Annotated in this window: 16 protein-coding genes; 13 read left to right on the top strand and 3 right to left on the bottom strand. The window is 29.9% G+C overall.

Translation table 11 applies throughout. The annotated features are described in order from the left end of the window. Positions 1-201: 201 nt before the first annotated feature. From SY27_RS10560 to SY27_RS10505, 12 genes are all read left to right on the top strand, one after another. Complete coding sequence (locus SY27_RS10560) at positions 202-969, top strand: DUF3108 domain-containing protein (RefSeq protein WP_045969993.1); 768 nt, start codon at positions 202-204, stop codon at positions 967-969. Further along, the gene (locus SY27_RS10555; RefSeq protein ID WP_045969991.1) at positions 969-1,901 is read left to right on the top strand and encodes a tryptophan 2,3-dioxygenase family protein; all 933 of its coding nucleotides are present in this window, start codon (positions 969-971) and stop codon (positions 1,899-1,901) included. The genes SY27_RS10560 and SY27_RS10555 overlap by 1 nt, the downstream gene beginning before the upstream one ends. 24 nt (positions 1,902-1,925) lie before the next feature. Continuing rightward, positions 1,926-3,164, top strand: coding sequence for a peptidoglycan DD-metalloendopeptidase family protein (locus SY27_RS10550; protein ID WP_045969989.1), 1,239 nt, complete (start codon positions 1,926-1,928; stop codon positions 3,162-3,164). Continuing rightward, positions 3,164-4,804, top strand: coding sequence for a glucose-6-phosphate isomerase (gene pgi / locus SY27_RS10545; protein ID WP_045969987.1), 1,641 nt, complete (start codon positions 3,164-3,166; stop codon positions 4,802-4,804). The genes SY27_RS10550 and pgi overlap by 1 nt, the downstream gene beginning before the upstream one ends. Before the next feature lie 162 nt (positions 4,805-4,966). Continuing rightward, entirely contained in the window at positions 4,967-7,609 is a 2,643-nt protein-coding gene (locus tag SY27_RS10540; protein WP_045969985.1) for a TonB-dependent receptor domain-containing protein, read from the top strand. A gap of 98 nt (positions 7,610-7,707) precedes the next feature. After that, on the top strand, positions 7,708-8,130 hold the full coding sequence (locus SY27_RS10535) for a hypothetical protein (RefSeq protein WP_045969983.1): 423 nt from the start codon (positions 7,708-7,710) through the stop codon (positions 8,128-8,130). 24 nt (positions 8,131-8,154) lie between these two features. After that, a complete protein-coding gene (locus SY27_RS10530) occupies positions 8,155-8,625 on the top strand; it encodes a septal ring lytic transglycosylase RlpA family protein (protein WP_045969981.1) in 471 nt (156 codons plus the stop codon). Between the two features lie 108 nt (positions 8,626-8,733). Further along, positions 8,734-9,216, top strand: coding sequence for a GbsR/MarR family transcriptional regulator (locus tag SY27_RS10525; protein WP_045969979.1), 483 nt, complete (start codon positions 8,734-8,736; stop codon positions 9,214-9,216). A gap of 23 nt (positions 9,217-9,239) precedes the next feature. Then, complete coding sequence (locus tag SY27_RS10520; protein WP_045969977.1) at positions 9,240-10,343, top strand: efflux RND transporter periplasmic adaptor subunit; 1,104 nt, start codon at positions 9,240-9,242, stop codon at positions 10,341-10,343. Between the two features lie 33 nt (positions 10,344-10,376). Next, complete coding sequence (locus SY27_RS10515) at positions 10,377-13,514, top strand: efflux RND transporter permease subunit (protein WP_045969975.1); 3,138 nt, start codon at positions 10,377-10,379, stop codon at positions 13,512-13,514. Between the two features lie 11 nt (positions 13,515-13,525). Next, positions 13,526-14,920, top strand: a complete 1,395-nt coding sequence (locus SY27_RS10510; protein WP_045969973.1) for an efflux transporter outer membrane subunit — start codon at positions 13,526-13,528, stop codon at positions 14,918-14,920. Positions 14,921-14,959: 39 nt separating this feature from the next. Beyond that, positions 14,960-15,547: a TetR/AcrR family transcriptional regulator gene (locus tag SY27_RS10505; RefSeq protein WP_045969970.1), complete on the top strand. Its 588-nt coding sequence runs from the start codon at positions 14,960-14,962 to the stop codon at positions 15,545-15,547. Between the two features lie 99 nt (positions 15,548-15,646). Here SY27_RS10505 and SY27_RS10500 read toward each other — a convergent pair whose 3' ends face one another. Beyond that, positions 15,647-16,114: a CYTH domain-containing protein gene (locus SY27_RS10500; RefSeq protein ID WP_045969968.1), complete on the bottom strand. Its 468-nt coding sequence runs from the start codon at positions 16,112-16,114 to the stop codon at positions 15,647-15,649. A gap of 167 nt (positions 16,115-16,281) precedes the next feature. On the opposite strand from SY27_RS10500, the gene dinB reads away from it, so the two are divergent. Next, positions 16,282-17,391 (top strand): DNA polymerase IV, encoded by a 1,110-nt coding sequence (gene dinB, locus SY27_RS10495; protein ID WP_045969966.1) that lies wholly within the window; start codon positions 16,282-16,284, stop codon positions 17,389-17,391. Between the two features lie 52 nt (positions 17,392-17,443). On the opposite strand, the gene SY27_RS10490 is transcribed toward dinB, so the two are convergent. Together SY27_RS10490 and SY27_RS10485 are read right to left on the bottom strand one after the other, a co-directional pair. Next, positions 17,444-17,989 carry a hypothetical protein gene (locus SY27_RS10490; protein WP_045969964.1) on the bottom strand — a complete coding sequence of 182 codons (546 nt, stop codon included), beginning with the start codon at positions 17,987-17,989 and terminating at the stop codon, positions 17,444-17,446. 100 nt (positions 17,990-18,089) lie between these two features. Beyond that, a complete protein-coding gene (locus SY27_RS10485) occupies positions 18,090-18,848 on the bottom strand; it encodes a Bax inhibitor-1/YccA family protein (protein ID WP_045969962.1) in 759 nt (252 codons plus the stop codon). Positions 18,849-18,878 lie beyond the last annotated feature (30 nt).

The following is an 18,878-nucleotide window of genomic DNA, read 5'->3' as shown; positions in this document are numbered from 1 at the left end:
GAGAAATACTCAGAAAACTATATACCTTTGCACTCGCAAAAAAGGAGATAGCATTATCTTTGGATTTGTAAGTAAGTTTTCATAATTTATAGTTTTTGGTTGGTTAATAGCATAAAAACTCAGTCATTATTTTGACTGGGTTTTTTTGTTTATTATTTTTGGAACAGAAATTGTACTTAATTCTCTAAAAAAGTAAAAATTATGAAAAAGATTATACTACTCGTATTGGTTTTTGTGACTACAAATTCATTCGTCAAAAAACAAGACACTTTTGGAACAGGAGAATTTTTTAAACTACGTATACATTACGGATTAGTAAATGCAGGATATGCTAGTTTAGAAATTAAAGAATCTACAAGGAATAATAAAAAGGTACATCATGTTGAAGGAAAAGGTTGGACCGTTGGAATGGCTAAATTTTTCTTTAAAGTAAAAGACGACTATCAAAGTTTTTTTGATAAAGAAACAGGTAAACCATATCAATTTTTAAGAAAAATAGATGAAGGAGGTTATACAAAATATCAAGAAGGCTTTTTTAATCAAGATAATAACACAGTAAGAGTTAAAGACTATAAAAATAATACAGAGAATACGTATTCTGTACCAGAAAATGTTCAAGATATAGTGTCTGCTTTTTATTATTTACGTAATCATCCACAAATAGATACGTTAAAAGAAGGAGAGTCTATTTCAATAGATATGTTTTTTGATAATGAAACTACAAAGTTTAAGTTAAAATTCCTTGGTAAAGAAGATATAAAAACTAAATTTGGAAAAATTTCATGTAAAATTTTTAGACCGTATGTTCAAGCAGGTAGAGTTTTTAAAGAAGAAGAGAGTTTAACTGTCTGGATTTCAGATGATAAAAATAAAATACCTATTCGTTTGAAAGCAAGTTTAGCCGTCGGATCATTAAAAGCTGACATAGAGAGTTATAGTAATTTAAAGCATAATATTAATTTTAAATAATGGAAATAACGCAAGAGCGATATCGTCAATTAGAACAAATTGAAAAAAAATATAAAGCAATAAACCAAAATACAGATACACATCTTGAGGGCTTGTTATGGTCTAAACCTATAACATATTGGGATTATATTCAAACAGATGCATTACTGAATTTACAAATTCAAAGAACAACATTACCAGATGAAATGGTTTTTATCATGTATCATCAGGTGAATGAGTTGCTTTTTAAAATGATTCTTTGGGAAATAGATCAATTGTCGCATACAGAAGAACCTACGGCAGCCTTTTTTACCGAAAGATTAGGTAGAATTAGCCGTTATTTTGATATGTTAACAACATCATTTACAATAATGACAGATGGAATGGAACCAGAGCAATATCTGAAATTTAGAAATACACTTACTCCTGCAAGCGGTTTTCAAAGCGCTCAATATCGATTAATAGAGTTTGCGTTAACAGATTTAATTAATCTAATTGATTATCGATTTAGAAGTACAATAGATAGAAATACTTCTTATGAGCATGCTTTTGAACATTTATATTGGCAAGCAGCAGGTAAAGACTATAAAACAGGAGAAAAATCATTTCTTATTAAAGAATTTGAAAAGAAGTATAAAAAAGTTTTCTTAGATTTTATGGAAGAGTATAACACGATAAATTTGTGGAAAAAATACAAACAATTACCTGAAGAATCTCAAAAAAATGAAACCCTAATAGCAGCAATGCGTCACTTAGATAAAACAGTAAATATCACTTGGGTAATGGGACATTTTAATGCAGCTAAAAAGTATATTGAAAGTGTTCCTGGAAATCATGAAGCAACTGGAGGGAGTGACTGGAAAAAATACATGTTACCAAAGTATCAAAAGAGAATTTTCTTCCCAGAATTATGGTCAAAAGAAGAATTAGAAAATTGGGGAGAAGAAGCATAAAAAATTATTTAAAAAGCAAAAGCATTGAAGTATATAGTATTATTATTTTTATCATTGATAATGTTGTTTTCTTGTGAATCAAAAGAAAAGAAAACAGAAAAACCAAAAGTTGTAGTAAATAAAGAGCCTATAATAAAAGATTATGGCTTTATATTTAATGATTTTAAAGTAATAAAAGATACTATTAAATCAGGAGACAATTTAAGCTTAATACTTGGAAAATATACTTTGCCAGATAGTTTAAAAACATTTGATGCAGTTGAAAAAGTAAGGGATTCGTTTAATCCAAGAAAAATAAAAATTGGGAAGCCATATTTATTATTTTTTAATAAAGAAAAACCAAATGAATTAAAGGCACTGGTTTATATAAATAATAAAATAGAATACTCCGTTTTAGATTTTAGAGACTCAGTTAATGTAAGTAATAAGAAAAAACCAACCTCTTTAAAAAGAAGAACAATTGCGGCTGAAATAGAAGGGTCTTTGTCTGAAACTCTATCAAAAGCAGGAGTTAGTCCAGGATTTGCATCTAAACTAGCTAAAGTTTACGAATATTCAATAGATTTTTTTAAAATTCAAAAAGGAGATAAATTTTCTGTAACAATAAACGAACGATTTATTGAGGATTCTATATATGTAGGAATTGAAAATGTAGAGTCAACATATTTTGAACATAAAGGGAAAAAGATCTATGCTTTCCCATATAAAATTAAATCAGATCAAAAAGTAGCTGACTACTATGATGAAAATGGAAATGGTCTAAAAAGTATGTTTTTAAAAGCGCCATTAGACTATTTTAGAATATCTTCTCGTTTCTCTGGAAGGCGTTTTCATCCTGTTCAAAAAAGATGGAAAGCACATAATGGAACAGATTATGCAGCAGCACACGGAACACCTATAAAAGCAACAGCTTCTGGAGTTGTTGAAAGAGCAGGATATACATCTGGTAACGGTAATTATGTAAAAATAAAACACAATAGTACATATTCTACTCAATATTTACATATGTCTAAAATTCTAGTTCGAAATGGAGAAAGAGTTTCTCAAGGACAAATAATTGGAAAAGTAGGGAGTACGGGTTTAGCAACAGGTCCACATGTCTGTTATCGATTTTGGAAAAATGGAGTGCAAGTAGATCCATTTCGTTTGCAACTTCCAAATGCTGAACCAATGAATGAAAAAGATAAGGCAAAATACTTAACCTATATTGAGCCCTTAAAAAAAGAGTTAGATAGCGTAATGAAAAATAAATTTAGAGAGTAATGGCTTTAGAAATAGTAAATCCAACGAAAACTTTGGCATGGGGAAAGTTAACAGCTCACTTTGAGGAAGTAAAACAAACCTCTATGAAAGAAATGTTTGCTATTGATAAAGAAAGAGTTGAAAAATTTCACATAAAATGGCAAGATTTTGTTATTGACTATTCTAAAAATAAGATTACAGAAGAAACGATTAAACTCCTATTAGAATTAGCGAATGAAGTAGGTTTAGATAAAGCAATTAAAGATTATTTTTCTGGAGAAAATATTAATCAGACAGAAAATAGAGCTGTTTTACATACTGCTTTAAGATCAAATGAATCAGACGTCGTTAAATTTGAAGGTAAAAACATAATTCCAGAAATCTTTGAAGTTAAAAAGAAAATTGAAAAATTTACTAATGAAATAATTGATGGAGGCAGAAAAGGCTACACAAGTAAAGTTTTTACAGATGTAGTAAACATTGGAATTGGAGGTTCAGATTTAGGTCCTGCAATGGTTGTCGAAGCACTACAATATTATGGAAACCATTTAAATATACATTTTGTATCTAATGTTGATGGAGATCATGTTAATGAAGTTTTAAAGAAAATAAATCCTGAAACAACACTTTTTGTAATTGTTTCAAAAACATTTACTACGCAAGAAACATTATCAAATGCAGAAACAATTAAGAAGTGGTTTCTGAAATCGGCAAAACAAGAAGACATAACAAAGCATTTTGTAGCGGTTTCAACAAATATTAAAAATGTAACTCAATTTGGAATTGCAGAAGAAAATATTTTTCCAATGTGGGATTGGGTTGGAGGACGTTTCTCATTATGGAGTGCTGTAGGATTAAGTATAAGTTTAGCTGTTGGATTTGATAACTTTAATAAACTTTTAAAAGGAGCTAATCAAATGGATATTCATTTTAAAGAAACATCCTTTGATAAAAATATACCTGTTGTTTTAGCGCTTCTAAGTATTTGGTACAATAACTTTTTTGGAGCAGAAACAGAAGCTTTAATTCCATATACACAATATCTTCAAAAATTAGCACCTTATCTACAACAAGGAATAATGGAAAGTAATGGAAAAAGTGTTGGTAGAGATGGTAAACTTGTAAATTATCAAACAGGAACTATTATTTGGGGAGAACCGGGAACAAATTCACAACATGCTTTTTTTCAATTAATACATCAAGGGACAAAGTTAATTCCAACCGATTTCATTGGATTTAAAAAATCATTGCATGGAGATAAAAACCATCATGATAAATTGATGTCTAATTTTTTTGCGCAAACAGAGGCTTTGTTAATGGGGAAAACGAAAGAACAGGTAAAAGCAGAATTTGAGAAAGCAAAAAGAATAGGAGAAAAAGCAGATTCTTTATTACCTTTTAAAATATTTGAAGGAGATAAACCTACAAATACCCTTTTAATAGAAAAGTTAGCTCCAGAGTCATTAGGTTCTTTAATTGCACTTTACGAGCATAAAATATTTGTACAAGGAATTATTTGGAATATTTTCAGTTATGATCAATGGGGAGTTGAATTAGGAAAACAATTAGCTAATTCTATTTTGGAAGAATTAAATACAGGAAATCTTAACACTCATGATAGTTCTACTAATTTTCTGTTAAAAGAATATATTTCTCAATAATATATTAAAAGTGCAGTGTTTTATTCGAAATAAAAGATTATTCTTAAAAATGTATTTAATTGCTTGTGAAGACATAAAATGTTAAACTAAGTTAAAACTTAACATTAACTTAACATTCGAAAAAGAACGAAGTGTGAAATTTGCAAAAAAATCACACATCTAATGAAAATTTTTAAAAAACTGACAATTTTTGGGTTTTTCCTTTTTGCAACCCTTACAGCTTTCTCTCAGGCAAAGATAACTGGAGTGGTTGTTGATCAAGAATTTAATGAACCATTACCTGGAGCAAATGTTCTTATTAAAGGAACAAAAGACGGTTCTACAACAGGTTTTGATGGTAAGTTCTCAATTTCTACTTCTTTAACTTCAGGAGAAATTGTTATATCTTATTTAGGCTACAAAACGAAAACTATTTCATTTACTATGAAAGGGAATAGTATTAATGTAGGAAATATTTCACTTTCTAGTGATGAAAATCAATTGGAAACAGTTGTTTTAATTGGAACTGGGATTATTGACTTAGCAAAAGACAGAAAAACACCTATTGCAGTTTCAACAATCAAAGCTATTGAGATTCAAGAAAAAGTAGGTACTTCTGATATTACACAGGCTATGGTGAATACTCCGTCTGTATATGTTGCTGATCAATCTAGGGGATATGGGGATTCTAACATTAGAGTACGTGGATTTGCACAAGATAACACTGCAGTTTTAATTAATGGACAACCAGTTAATGGAATGGAAGATGGATTAGTGTATTGGTCAAACTGGTCAGGATTGACTGATATTGCAAATGGAATACAAATTCAAAGAGGTTTAGGTTCATCAAAATTAGCAATTTCTTCTGTAGGAGGAACAATTAATATTGTAACTAAAGCTACTGATAAAAAAGAAGGTGGTTTTGCGTCATTAGGAGTGGCTAATAACAGTTATTTCAAGACATTAGCGGGTTATAATACAGGATTGAATGAGAAAGGTTGGGGGATGAGTATTATGATGTCTCACTGGCAAGGTGAAGGATATACTATAGGTACACAAGGGCGTGGTCAAAATTATTTTATTTCAGTAGGTTACAAGCCTAGTGATAAACATAATTTCAATTTCTTACTGACTGGAGCACCACAATATCACAATCAAAGCTATTCACAAAGTATTAGCACTTTCTTAGAAAAAGGAAGAAAATACAATAGTAACTGGGGTACTTTAGACGGTAAGTTTAAAAGTGAAGTTGGTAACTATTACCACAAACCAGTTGCAAATTTAAACTGGGATTATACAATTTCTGAAAACTCAAGTTTATCTACAGTATTGTATGCTTCTTGGGGAAGAGGAGGAAGTGTTGGAAGTGTTGGAGGCGGAAGAGTAAGAACAAATGGACAAATTGATTTTGATCAAATTTATGCAAATAACTTAGCCAGTACTACAGGCGCTTCTACTTATGCCTTAAGAAATTCAGTTAATAGTCACGAATGGTATGGTTTAATAACGAATTTTGAGACTAAATTTACAGACGAATTAACTTTTAATGCTGGTTTTGATCTTAGAACATACAAAGGAACTCACTTCAGACAACTAACAGATTTATTAGGAGCAGACTATTATTTGGATAATGATGTTTTAAATGTTAATAATCCTAATAATCAAATATCAGCAACTTACAATTCAGATCCTTGGAGTGCATTATTTAACTATGCTGATGAAGGGGAAAGATATGCGTGGGATTATGATGAAAGAATTACTTATGGTGGTGCTTTTTCTCAAATAGAATATTCAAATGACAAATTTTCAGTTTTTTTTCAAGGAGCGTTATCTAATCAATCTCATGTAAGATGGGATAGATATCAATATTTACCAGCGGATGAAAAATCTAAAAGTGTTAACAATATAGGCTATAATGCTAAAGGTGGAGTGGCTTATAATATTAATGAAAATCATGCTGTTTACAGTAATGCAGGTTATTATTCGCGTCAACCTTATCATGATAATATTTATTTAAATTTTGGTAATGATGTAAACCCTTTAACTAAAAACGAGAAAATATTAGGTCTTGAATTAGGATACAGTTTCAACTCTTCTTATTTTTCTGCTAATTTAAATGCGTATAGAACGTCATGGAAAGATAGAGTCACCACAACCTCATCTGTTGCTGAAGCTGGAGATGTAGTTGGTACTACTGTGTTAAATGAAGGAGATATTGTATATGCAACAAATCAAGGTGTTGAACAATTGCATTCAGGTGTTGAATTAGATTTTGTTGCTAGGCCAATTCAAAAACTTAGTTTAAAAGGTTTTGCTTCTGTTGGTGATTGGAAATATCAAGATGATGTTGTAACAACTTATAGAAATCAAGATAGAGTTATTCTTGATCAGGAAAAAAAAGATGTAGATGGAGGTGAAGTAGGTGGAGCAGCTCAAACTTCTTGGGGTTTAGGTTTAAAGTATGAAATTTTTACTCGCTTTAATATAGATGTAGATTGGAGAAATTACACAAAACTTTATGCAGATGTATCTCCTATCAAAGAAAATTTAGAATTACCAAAATATGATTTAGTAGACGCAGGACTTTCTTACAAAATGTTAGTTGGTAAAGATGATAAAAATTCTGTAGCTTTTAGATTAAACGTAAATAATGTTTTTCAAGAAATATATTTAGCATCTATAGTAGCTTCAAGATCTTCTGGAAATGTTGATGGTCTTTTTCAAGCTAATGATACTGATGCTTCTTTTAATGGAATCAATGTTAAGAACAGTGCTTACTTTGGTTTAGGTAGAACATGGAATTTCTCAATTAGATATAATTTCTAATAAAGAAATTTAATTATATAACTAACCGCTTCACATTTTTTGTGAAGCGGTTTTTTTATTTAGTATCTTTGTTCAAATCACTTTTAAAATTAATAATTATGTATTCAGCTCTACAATCAGCACATTCCATTTTTGCCTATATTGTTTTGTCAATTTTGTTTTTAGCAGCAATAAATGCGATAATAGGTATTACTTCTAAAAAAATATTTACAACTAAAGATTTAAGAATATCATTGTTTGCTTTAATATTGTCGCATTTTCAATTATTATTAGGTTTTGTTCTTTATTTTGTTTCTCCTTTAGGATCAGCATCTTTAGGAAATATGGATAAAGCATTTCGCTTAACATCATTAGAACATCCATTGATTAATATTATAGCAATAGCATTAATTACAATAGGGTGGTCTAAACATAAGAAAGAAGAAAGTAATAATGGTAAATTTAAAAAAATAGGTATTTTCTATACAATAGGGTTTTTACTAATTCTGTCTAGGTTACCTTGGGCAAATTGGCTTAACTAATGATTTTAAGTTGTAAAAATTGAAATGAAATTCTCAACAAAAATAATTTGCTCTTTATTTTTACTTGTTTTTGTAAGTAGTTTTACGAGTAAAAAAACAGGTATATTTACTAATAGAAATGTCTTTTTTGATTCTATAAAAAAAGATACTATTTTAGTTGACTCTATTAGTTTAGATTCTTCTTTAGTGATAAAATCATTCAAAGAGAGTGTTCATGCATCATATTATCATGATAAATTTAATGGTCGTAGAACTGCAAGTGGACAAAAATTTAATAATAACCTTTATACAGCAGCACATAAGAAATTAAAATTTGGAACAAAAGTTAAAGTAACCAATACAGTTAATGGTAAATCTGTAATTGTAGTTATAAATGATAGAGGACCTTTTATAAAAGGAAGAGAGATAGATTTATCTAAAAAGGCTTTTATGGAGATTGCTAAAAATAAAAAACGGGGATATTTAATTGTAGACCTAGAAATTATAGAAGAATAAAAATCGGCAGTTGCCGATTTTTTTATGCAAAAAAATTAACAAAAAATTAAGTTCGTTTAGTTCGGTTGTAAGCGAACTAATCAATAAATTTGCAAAAAAATATTCAAAATGACAAATCAAGAAGAGAAAGAAGAATTGATAGAAATGTTTGGAGTACATTTTGAAAAGCATTATAATTTATCACCATTGAGTTCAAGAATTTTAGCATTATTAGTGATAGATGCATGTAAATCAGGATTAACTTTTGAAGAATTAGTTGTAAAGTTAGGAGCAAGTAAAAGTTCTGTTTCAACAAACATTAATCTGCTTTTAAAAATGGGGAGAATAAATTATTATACAATTCCAAACGATAGAAAAAAATACTTTAAAGCAGAACCTTTAAGTCAACGATTAAAAAATTATTTAGATTTAGTTGAAGATGAAAAAACATTGATTAATAGAATTATGAATTATAGAGAGAAAAATGTGTCCTGTAATGCAGAAGCTATAAATCTTAAAAATAGTATTGCTTACAAAGAACACATTCTGAAAGTTGAAGAATTATTAATTAATACAATAGAAAAATTTAAAGAAATCGAAATCACAAATTAATCCAATAAATAAAAATACTAACTATGAATAAAAAATATTTTATAACTGTTTTTGTTATAACCCTACTGATTTCATGTAATAAGAAAGATAGTTCTAAAACAACTCTACCTGTATCCTCTTATAAAGTAGTTCAAGTTTCTAAAAGTAATACTACTTTATTAGCAGAATATCCAACTAAATTAGAAGGTATTACAGATATAGATATTCGTCCAAAAGTAGATGGATATATTGAAAAAATATACGTTGATGAGGGACAAGAAGTAAAAAAGGGGCAATTGCTTTTCAAATTAGAAACGCAAACAGCTACACAAGAAGCAGGAGCTGCAAAAGCAAGAGTAGATGTTGCACAAGTGGAAGTAAATCGTTTGATGCCATTGGTTGAACGAAAAATTATTAGTGATGTACAATTAGCAACTGCTAAAGCTAATTTAGCCAGTGCAAAAAGCACCTATCAAAGCATAATTGCCAGAATAAACTACGCTACAATTACAAGCCCAGTAAATGGAATTGTAGGGACACTGCCTTTAAGAATTGGAAGTTATGTAAGTAGTCAAACAGCACAACCTTTAACTCGAATTTCAGATATTAGCAAAGTTTATGCTTATTTCTCAGTTAACGAAAAAGAACAATTAGACATTATGATGAATGCTGAAGGTAAAACTTTCCAAGATAAAATAGGTAATATGCCTTTAGTAAACTTGGTTTTAAGTAATGGTATTGCATATCAAGAAAAGGGGAAAATAGAAACATTTAGCGGTCAAGCTAATACGCAAACAGGTTCATTCAATGTTAGAGCAAGTTTTCCAAATCCAAACAGATTGCTGAGATCAGGTGGAAGCGGAGTAATTCAAATTCCAACTAACTTGAAAGATGTTATTCTAATTCCTCAAAATGCAACGGTCGAGTTACAAGATAAAAGAATCGCTTTAATTGTAGATAATGAAAATAAAGTAAAATTTGTTCCTATTGAAGTTCGTGCAGTTCCAGGGGGTAAATACTTCGTAGTAGATAAAGGATTAAGCGCAAAGGATAAATTTTTAATAGAAGGTGTTGGTATTGTAGCAGAAGGTACACCAATAAAACCAGAAGTTATTGACTTAAAAGAACTAGATAATCCTAAAAAATAATTTACAATTTAACGATTGAAAAACTAATAAACTATGTTTTCAAAATTTATTGATAGACCTGTGTTGTCAACGGTGATTTCTATTATCATCGTTATATTGGGAGTTTTAGGGTTAATCACACTTCCAGTTTCACAATATCCAGAAATAGCTCCGCCAACAGTAACTGTATCAGCAAACTATCAAGGAGCAAGTGCCGAAGTTGTAATGAATTCGGTAGTAATTCCACTTGAAGAACAAATCAATGGTGTAGAAGACATGACTTACATGAGTTCTACTTCTAATAATGATGGTTCAGCTTCTATAAGTATTTACTTTAAATTAGGTACAAACCCAGATTTAGCGGCTGTTAATGTCCAAAATAGAGTTTCTCGTGCAACATCTTTATTACCACAAGAAGTTACAAGATCAGGTGTAACAACATCTAAAAGACAAAGTGACAACATATTAATTTTGTCTTTATATAGTGAAAACCCTGAATATGATGATACCTTTCTTCAAAATTATGCGAATATCAATATTCTGCCAAAAATTAAGCGTGTAGCAGGTGTTGGAGATGCCATAATATTTGGTCAAAGAGATTATTCAATGCGTATTTGGTTAAAACCAGATGTTATGGCAAGTTATGGGTTAGTTCCATCAGATGTAACAGCATTATTAGCAGAACAAAATATTGAAGCTGCTCCTGGTCAGTTGGGAGAAAGTGGAGATCAATCATTTCAATATACTTTAAAATATAAAGGGCGTTTACAAACTACAAATGAGTTTGAAGAAATTATAGTTCGTTCTACAGAAAATGGAGAAGTTCTAAAATTAGGAGATGTAGCAAAAATTGAATTAGGAGCTGTGAATTATGCTGGTAGCGCAAGTACAAATGGGAATAAATCAATTGCCATTGCCATTGCTCAAACAGCAGGTTCAAATGCACAAGAAGTTATTGAAGGCTCTTTAGCAGTGCTAGAAAAAGTAAAAGTAAGTTTCCCGAAAGGAGTAGATTACGCAACCTTAATTAATGCAAATGACTTTTTAGATGAATCTATCACAAAAGTTATCCATACTTTAATAGAAGCTTTCTTATTAGTATTCTTAGTTGTTTTTGTTTTCTTACAAGATTGGAGATCAACACTAATTCCAGCTATTTCGGTTCCAGTTGCAATCGTTGGTACATTCTTCTTCTTGAGTCTGTTTGGATTTACAATTAATTTATTAACACTATTTGCATTGGTGCTTGCCGTCGGAATTGTGGTGGATGATGCCATTGTGGTAGTAGAAGCCGTTCATGCCAAAATGGAAGCAGGGGAAAAGAATCCTAAAAAAGCAGCTCATAGTGCCATGAATGATATTAGTAGTGCTATTATCTCAATAACACTTGTAATGTCAGCCGTTTTTATTCCAGTATCTTTTATTAGTGGTTCTGCGGGAGTTTTCTACAAACAATTTGGTTTAACATTAGCCGTTGCAATTGTATTATCAGCTATTAATGCACTTACACTTTCGCCAGCTTTATGTGCCATTTTCTTAAAACCGCATAACGAAGAAGAAAAGAAAAAAGGGTTTTTACAACGTTTTTATTCATTGTTTAATATCGCTTTTGAAGCAACAACAGTTAAATATAAAAAATCAGTAGAGTTTTTCATTAAACGTAAATGGGTAGCTTTTTTAGGAATAGCAGTCTTCGCTGGAATTTTTGTATTGCTTTTAAATATAACGCCAAAAGCATTTGTGCCTGGAGAAGATACTGGTGCTATTTTATCGGATGTATCTCTTCCTCCTGGAACTTCATTGGAAAGAACAGAAGAAGTACTGTTGCAAATTGAAAATAAGGTGAAAGACTTACCTGAAATTAAAGAAGTACTTCGTATTTCTGGTAGAAGTTTAATTAGTGGAACAGGAAGTAACTACGGAATGGTAATTGTAAAATTGAAACCATGGGCAGATCGACCAGATGCTAATCAAGAAATTTCAGCAGTTGTTGGAGAATTATTCAAACGTGCGGCTGTTGTTAAAGATGCTAAAGTTCTATTCTTTGCACGTCCAACACTTGTAGGGTTTGGATTTACAAATGGATTTGAATTTCAACTTCAAGATCAAAAAGGAGGTACAATTAAAGAATTAAATGAGGTAAACAATAAGTTTTTAGGAGCTTTAAATAGTCGACCAGAAATTAAATATGCTGCGACATCATTTTCTCCAAATTATCCACAATATCGTATTGACTTAAATGTTGCTAGGATTAAAAATTCGGGTTTAACAGTGACAGACGTTTTAGGAACTATGCAAGGATATTATGGAGGAGTTTATGCATCCAATTTTAATAAATTTGGAAAACAATATAGAGTAATTTATCAGTCAGAACCAAAATTCAGAACAGATCCAGAATCTTTAAATAGTATAATGGTAAGAAATAATAAAGGTGAAATGGCCCCAATTTCTCAATTTGTAACTTTAGAAAAAGTTTTTGGACCTCAAGCAATTGAACGTTTTAACTTATTTACATCGGTTAAAATTACTGGAGCACCAAATGAAGGATTTAGTACAGGTGATGCCATTAAAGCTATTGAAGAAGTAGCAAGTCAAAGTCTACCAATTGGTTATGGATATGAATTCTCAGGAATGACACGTGAAGAAATTAGTGCAGGAGGACAAACACTATATATATTCCTTCTTTGTTTAGTTTTTGTTTATTTCTTATTAGCTGCTCAATATGAAAGCTATATGTTACCTTTTGCGGTTCTATTATCATTACCTGTAGGTTTAGCCGGAGCTTATATTTTTGCCTATTTTTTCAATGTAAGTGATAATATTTATCTTCAAATTACCTTGATTATGCTTATTGGTTTATTGGCTAAGAATGCTATTTTGATAGTAGAGTTTGCAGCAGATTCCAGAAGAAAAGGTTGGAGTATAGCGCAAGCTGCTGTTCAAGGAGCAACAGCCCGTTTACGTCCCATTTTGATGACATCATTTGCTTTTATCCTTGGATTAATGCCATTGATGTTAGCTAAAGGAGCAGGTGCAGTAGGGAATAATGCTATTGGAACAGGAGCAATTGGAGGAATGTTGATAGGAACAATCTTAGGAGTTTTTGTAATTCCAGTTCTATTTATTGTTTTCCAAAATTTACAAGAAAAGATTAGTGGTAAACCAGAAGAAAATGATGTAGAAAGCTTATAATCAAAAAGAAAATGAAAAAACAACTTATCATAAAAGGTAGCTTTTTAGTTGCAATAATGTTTTTAGCTCAATCGTGTTTTGTGTCTAAAAATTATGAAGCGCCAAAAGTGGAAACACAGAATTTATATCGTACAGATCAAGAAATTGATAGCACTTCACTTGCAATGGTTTCTTGGGATAAATTATTTACAGACACTCTTTTACAGGCTTATATAAATGAAGGATTGCAGAATAATTTAGACATGCAAATAGCATTGCAAAATATGGAAGCTGCAGAAGCTATGATGAAACAAGGAAAAGCAGGTTATTTTCCTGCATTGAATGCAAACGCAACTTGGACACACCAAGAATTGTCAAAAAATAGTCAATTCGGACGTTTGTTTAATGGTTCCTTAGATCAATATGAGTTATCTGCAAAATTATCTTGGGAAGCTGATATTTGGGGAAAAATAAGAAGTAATAAAAGAGCTTCTGTTGCACAATATTTACAAACTTCTGCTGCAAAACAAGCAATTCAAACAGAATTAATTGCTAATATTGCTTCGTTGTATTATCAAATGTTAGCTACTGATTCACAAATAAAAGTAGTAGCACAAACAATTGAAAATAGAAATAAAAGTGTTGAAGTTATTAAAGCTTTAAAAGAGGCAGGAAACGTTAATGAAGTTGCAGTACAACAAACGGAAGCGCAAAAATATGCTACTGAAATTATTTTGAAAGATTTAGAATACAATCTTAAAGTATTAGAAAATTCATTTACACAACTTCTAGGGAAATCACCAGAAGCTGTAGAACGTTCTTCTTTTGATACACAAAAAATAGAAGCAAATGTTAAAGTTGGATTACCAGCGTACTTATTAAGCAAGAGACCAGATGTTGTGGCTGCTGAATTAAACTTTAGAAACACTTTTGAACTAACAAATGTAGCAAGAAGCTATTTCTATCCATCATTGACATTAAGTGCAACAGGAGGATTACAAAGTTTAGAATTGAAAGATTGGTTCAACTCCAAATCTATTTTTGCAAATATTATTACAGGACTTGCACAGCCTATTTTTAATCAACGTCAGAATAAAACACGTTTAGAAGTTGCAAAAGCAAATCAACAAAAAGCTTATTTGCAATATGAAAAAGCATTATTAATTGCAGGAAAAGAAGTTTCCGATGCTTTAGCAAGTTATGAAAATGAAAGTGATAAGCTAACTATTCGTGAAAAACAGTTAGATGCTTTAACAAAAGCTGCTGATTATTCAGATGAATTATTACAGTATGGTTTAGTAAATTACTTAGAAGTATTAACAGCAAAAGACAATGCCTTAAATACTGAGATTAATTATATAGATAATAAATTCAAACAAATGAATGCAGTTATCAAGTTATACAAATCATTAGGAGGAGGTAATTAAAATACAATGAGCCCTGTTTTTCAGGGCTTTTTTTATACTATGGAAAACGATAAGAAAGCATTATTACTAGAAAAAACATTAGATCATTTTCTAAAATATGGTAGTAAAAATATTACCATGGACGATATTGCAGAAGAATTTGGACTGTCTAAAAAAACATTGTATACATTATTTAAGAATAAAGAAGCATTGTTGTTAGAAGCCGTTGATTTACTTTGGAAAAAATTTATAGATGAAGTTAATGAAATCATAGAATCTAATCAAAATCCATTACAAAAGATAATTGCAATTTATATTATTGCTATTCAAAATATCAGTACCATTGATCCTATCTTTTTATACAGTTTAAAAAAATACCATCGAGCAGTTATGGAAGAATATCAAAAGTATAAAAAGCAAATGCGAGACGAAATTTTATTGCCACTTTTACAACAAGCTAAAGACGAAAAATTAATTATTCAAACAATAGATATAGTTTTTTTTTCAGCCATTAATTTTGACGATATTGATGAAAAATTATGGAAATATAAAGTATTTGAAAATTACACAAATCAAGAAATATTAGATTATTTTATTACATTAAAATTAAAAGGAATTGTAACAAAAGATTGCTTTAATCTACTTTGATTTACTCCCTTTTGCAGCTCATTAAGACAAAGTCTCTACTTTTATAGATATATTTGAAAGTATATTATAGCAATTAAAAATGTAATACAATCTTTCATTTTACCATGTTTTAAAAGGATGTTTACTTAAATAAGAATTGTAATAACGATTATCATTTGTTACTTCATTTCCTAACCATTCTGGTTTTTCAAATACTTCGTCTTCACTTGTTAGTTCAAGTTCAGCAATAATTAATCCATCATTTTCAGATGTAAAAACATCTATTTCATATAAATGTGTTCCCACAATAACTTCATATCGTATTTTATCAATAACACCTCTTTCACAAAGTGTTAATAATTGTTCAGCTTCTTCTAAAACAATCTCTTTTTCCCATTCAAACCTGCTTAAACCACTATCACTACTTTTACCTTTAATAGTTAAATAGCCTTTATTGCCTTTTATTCGAACCCTAACAGTACGTTCTGGCGAAGAAGACAAATAACCTTGTATAATTCTATTACAACAACTGTAATCATTTAAAAAAGCATCAGATTTTACTAAAAACTTTCGTTCTATCTCAATCATTTAAAAAGTAATTTTAAAACCTTAAAAATACAACTTCTTTTTTATTTGAAGCTGTTTCCTGCTATCCACTACAATCTTTTATTTTCTGCTATTATGTTGTAAAGAAAAAATAAAAGGATTTTCATTACTATCAGGGCTATAAATCAAATATAGACTAAATTTGTACAATGGAGAATACGCTATCATATCGTAAAATTATTCATATAGATATGGATGCATTTTATGCATCGGTAGAACAAATGGATAATCCAGAGTTAAAAGGAAAACCTTTAGCTGTGGGAGGAAATGAAGCGCGAGGAGTAGTAAGTGCTGCAAGTTATGAAGCTAGAAAATTTGGTGTTCGTTCAGCAATGAGTGGTATTCAAGCAAAGCGAAATTGTCCTGAACTTATTTTTGTGCCACCACGTTTTGATCGTTACAAAGAGATTTCTAGAAAAATAAGGAAAATATTTTTAGAATATACAGATTTGGTAGAACCACTTTCTCTTGATGAAGCTTATTTAGATGTTACTGAAAACAAAAAGAACAATCCTAGTGCATCATTAATAGCGCAAGAAATTAGAAAACGTATTTATGAAGAAGTAGGATTAACTGCTTCTGCGGGAATTTCAGTTAATAAATTTGTTGCCAAAATAGCTTCTGATTATAATAAACCAAACGGACAAAAAACAGTAAATCCTGATGAAGTAGAAACTTTTTTAGAAGCTTTAGATATTAAAAAATTCTATGGTATTGGTAAAGTAACAGCCGAAAAAATGTATCAATTAGGTATTTTTACCGGTTATGATTTAAAACAAAAAGGGCTAGACTTTTTAGAAAAGCACTTTAACAACAGTGGTACTTATTATTACCAAATATGTCGTGGTATTCACAATAGTCAAGTGAAACCAAATAGGACAATAAAGTCTGTTGGTGCAGAACGAACTTTCTTTGAAAACCTTTCATCTGAAGTGTTTTTAGAAGAAAAGATAATAAGTATTGCAAATGAACTCGAAAAGCGTTTGCATAAAAGTAAAATAGCAGGAAAAACAATCACGTTAAAACTAAAATATTCCGATTTTACCTTGCAAACAAGAAGTAAAACGTTGCCTTACTATATTTCGGATAAAGATTTAATGATTGATATAGCTAAAGAATTATTGTATCAAGAACGATTAAAAAACTCTGTAAGACTTTTAGGTTTATCATTACATAATTTAAACAATCAAGAAAAAAAGAAAAACGAACCTACACAAAAAAGTATTTCTATTCAATTACAATTTGAGTTTAAGGAATAAAAAAGCAGACTTTTAAAAGTCTGCTTTTTTAATTTTTTTATAAAAAAATAGATTATTGCATGTCTAATTTAACAACTGCTCTAGTTTCATCAAAGAACAAATGTAAATTAACGGGTTTAGTTCCAGCAGGAATTTTAAAAATTTGTTTTTCACTAGTTTTTGTTTCCTCTTCTTCAACTGGAAATGCAGTATATTGATCATGAGATATCTTGTTTCCATTTTCTAATTCTAATCTAAAATCACGTGGATTAACGAAAATACTTCCTTTGTTAATAGTATTTTTATTGGTTACTTCAAGTTGATATGTTAGTTCTATTCCAGTAATTTTACCATCGGGATCAGAAAGTTCTAATGCTTTTAGATTGATTAATTTTACTTGAACTTCATTATTTTTACCCAACATTGAAAATTCTGGTGTAGCGGTTATAGAATATGTTTTTGGAGTATTTATAGCTGTATTGTCTTCAGATTTTGTTTCATTTTCTGAAGTAGCTGTAGTTTCTGAAGTAGCTGTGTTCTCTTCTGTTGTTCCTTCTTTTTTACATGAAGTTTGTAATGTTAAAGCAAGAATAGCTATTGCTAAATAGATTTTTTTCATTTTTTTATGTTTTAATTTTAATTCAAATGTATAATTTTTTTTATTGGTTTAAAAAAAAAGCAACCCTTTTGGATTGCTTTAATTATATTTTAAGTGAAGATTAATCTCTACTAGATAATTTTGCTAGTAAACGTAAGAACTCAACATATAACCATACTAAGGTTATCATTAAACCCATTGCGCTGAACCATTCCATATATTTAGGCATTTGCTTTTCTGCACCATCTTCAATTTGGTCAAAATCTAAAAATAAATTTAAAGCTGCAATAATAATAACAAATACACTAATACCAATACTCATTAAAGAATTCCCTCTATGTATAGGTTCAAAATTAATGAATAAAGATAAAACCCATGATAACAGATAGTATGTGAAAATGGCTAATGTTGCTGCAATTACAATAGATTTGAATTTTTCAGTAACTTTTACAATTTTATATTTATACAATGCAAAACACACAATAAATGTTATAAAAGTACAACTAACAGCCTGAATAACTACTCCTGGATAAGCAGCTTCAAAATAAGCAGAAATTCCACCTATAAATAAACCTTCAAATAAAGCATATCCAGGAGCAACCCATGGAGAAGTAGAAGGTTTAAAAGAAGCAATCAGAACTAATATAAATCCAATTATAGCTCCACCAATTGTGAAAAGCATCGGATTATAACCATTAAATGCCATCCACCAGCTAATACAAGCAGAAGTAAGTAAAGCAGCTAATAGAATGAAACTTTTGTTTATAGCTCCATTCACTGTCATAGTATCTTCATAGCTAATAACTGTTTCATTAGCTTCTCTTGAAGTGTTATTGAATGACTTTGATCCTAAAAAAGGATTTTTAGATTTTAAATTCATATGGGTTAAATTTTTATCAAAAATAAAGAA

This window comes from Flavobacterium sp. 316 (assembly GCF_000967805.1).
Taxonomy (GTDB): Bacteria; Bacteroidota; Bacteroidia; order Flavobacteriales; family Flavobacteriaceae; genus Flavobacterium; species Flavobacterium sediminilitoris.
The sequence above is the reverse complement of the archived record's forward strand: the minus strand, read 5'-3'. Positions and strand labels throughout refer to the sequence as shown.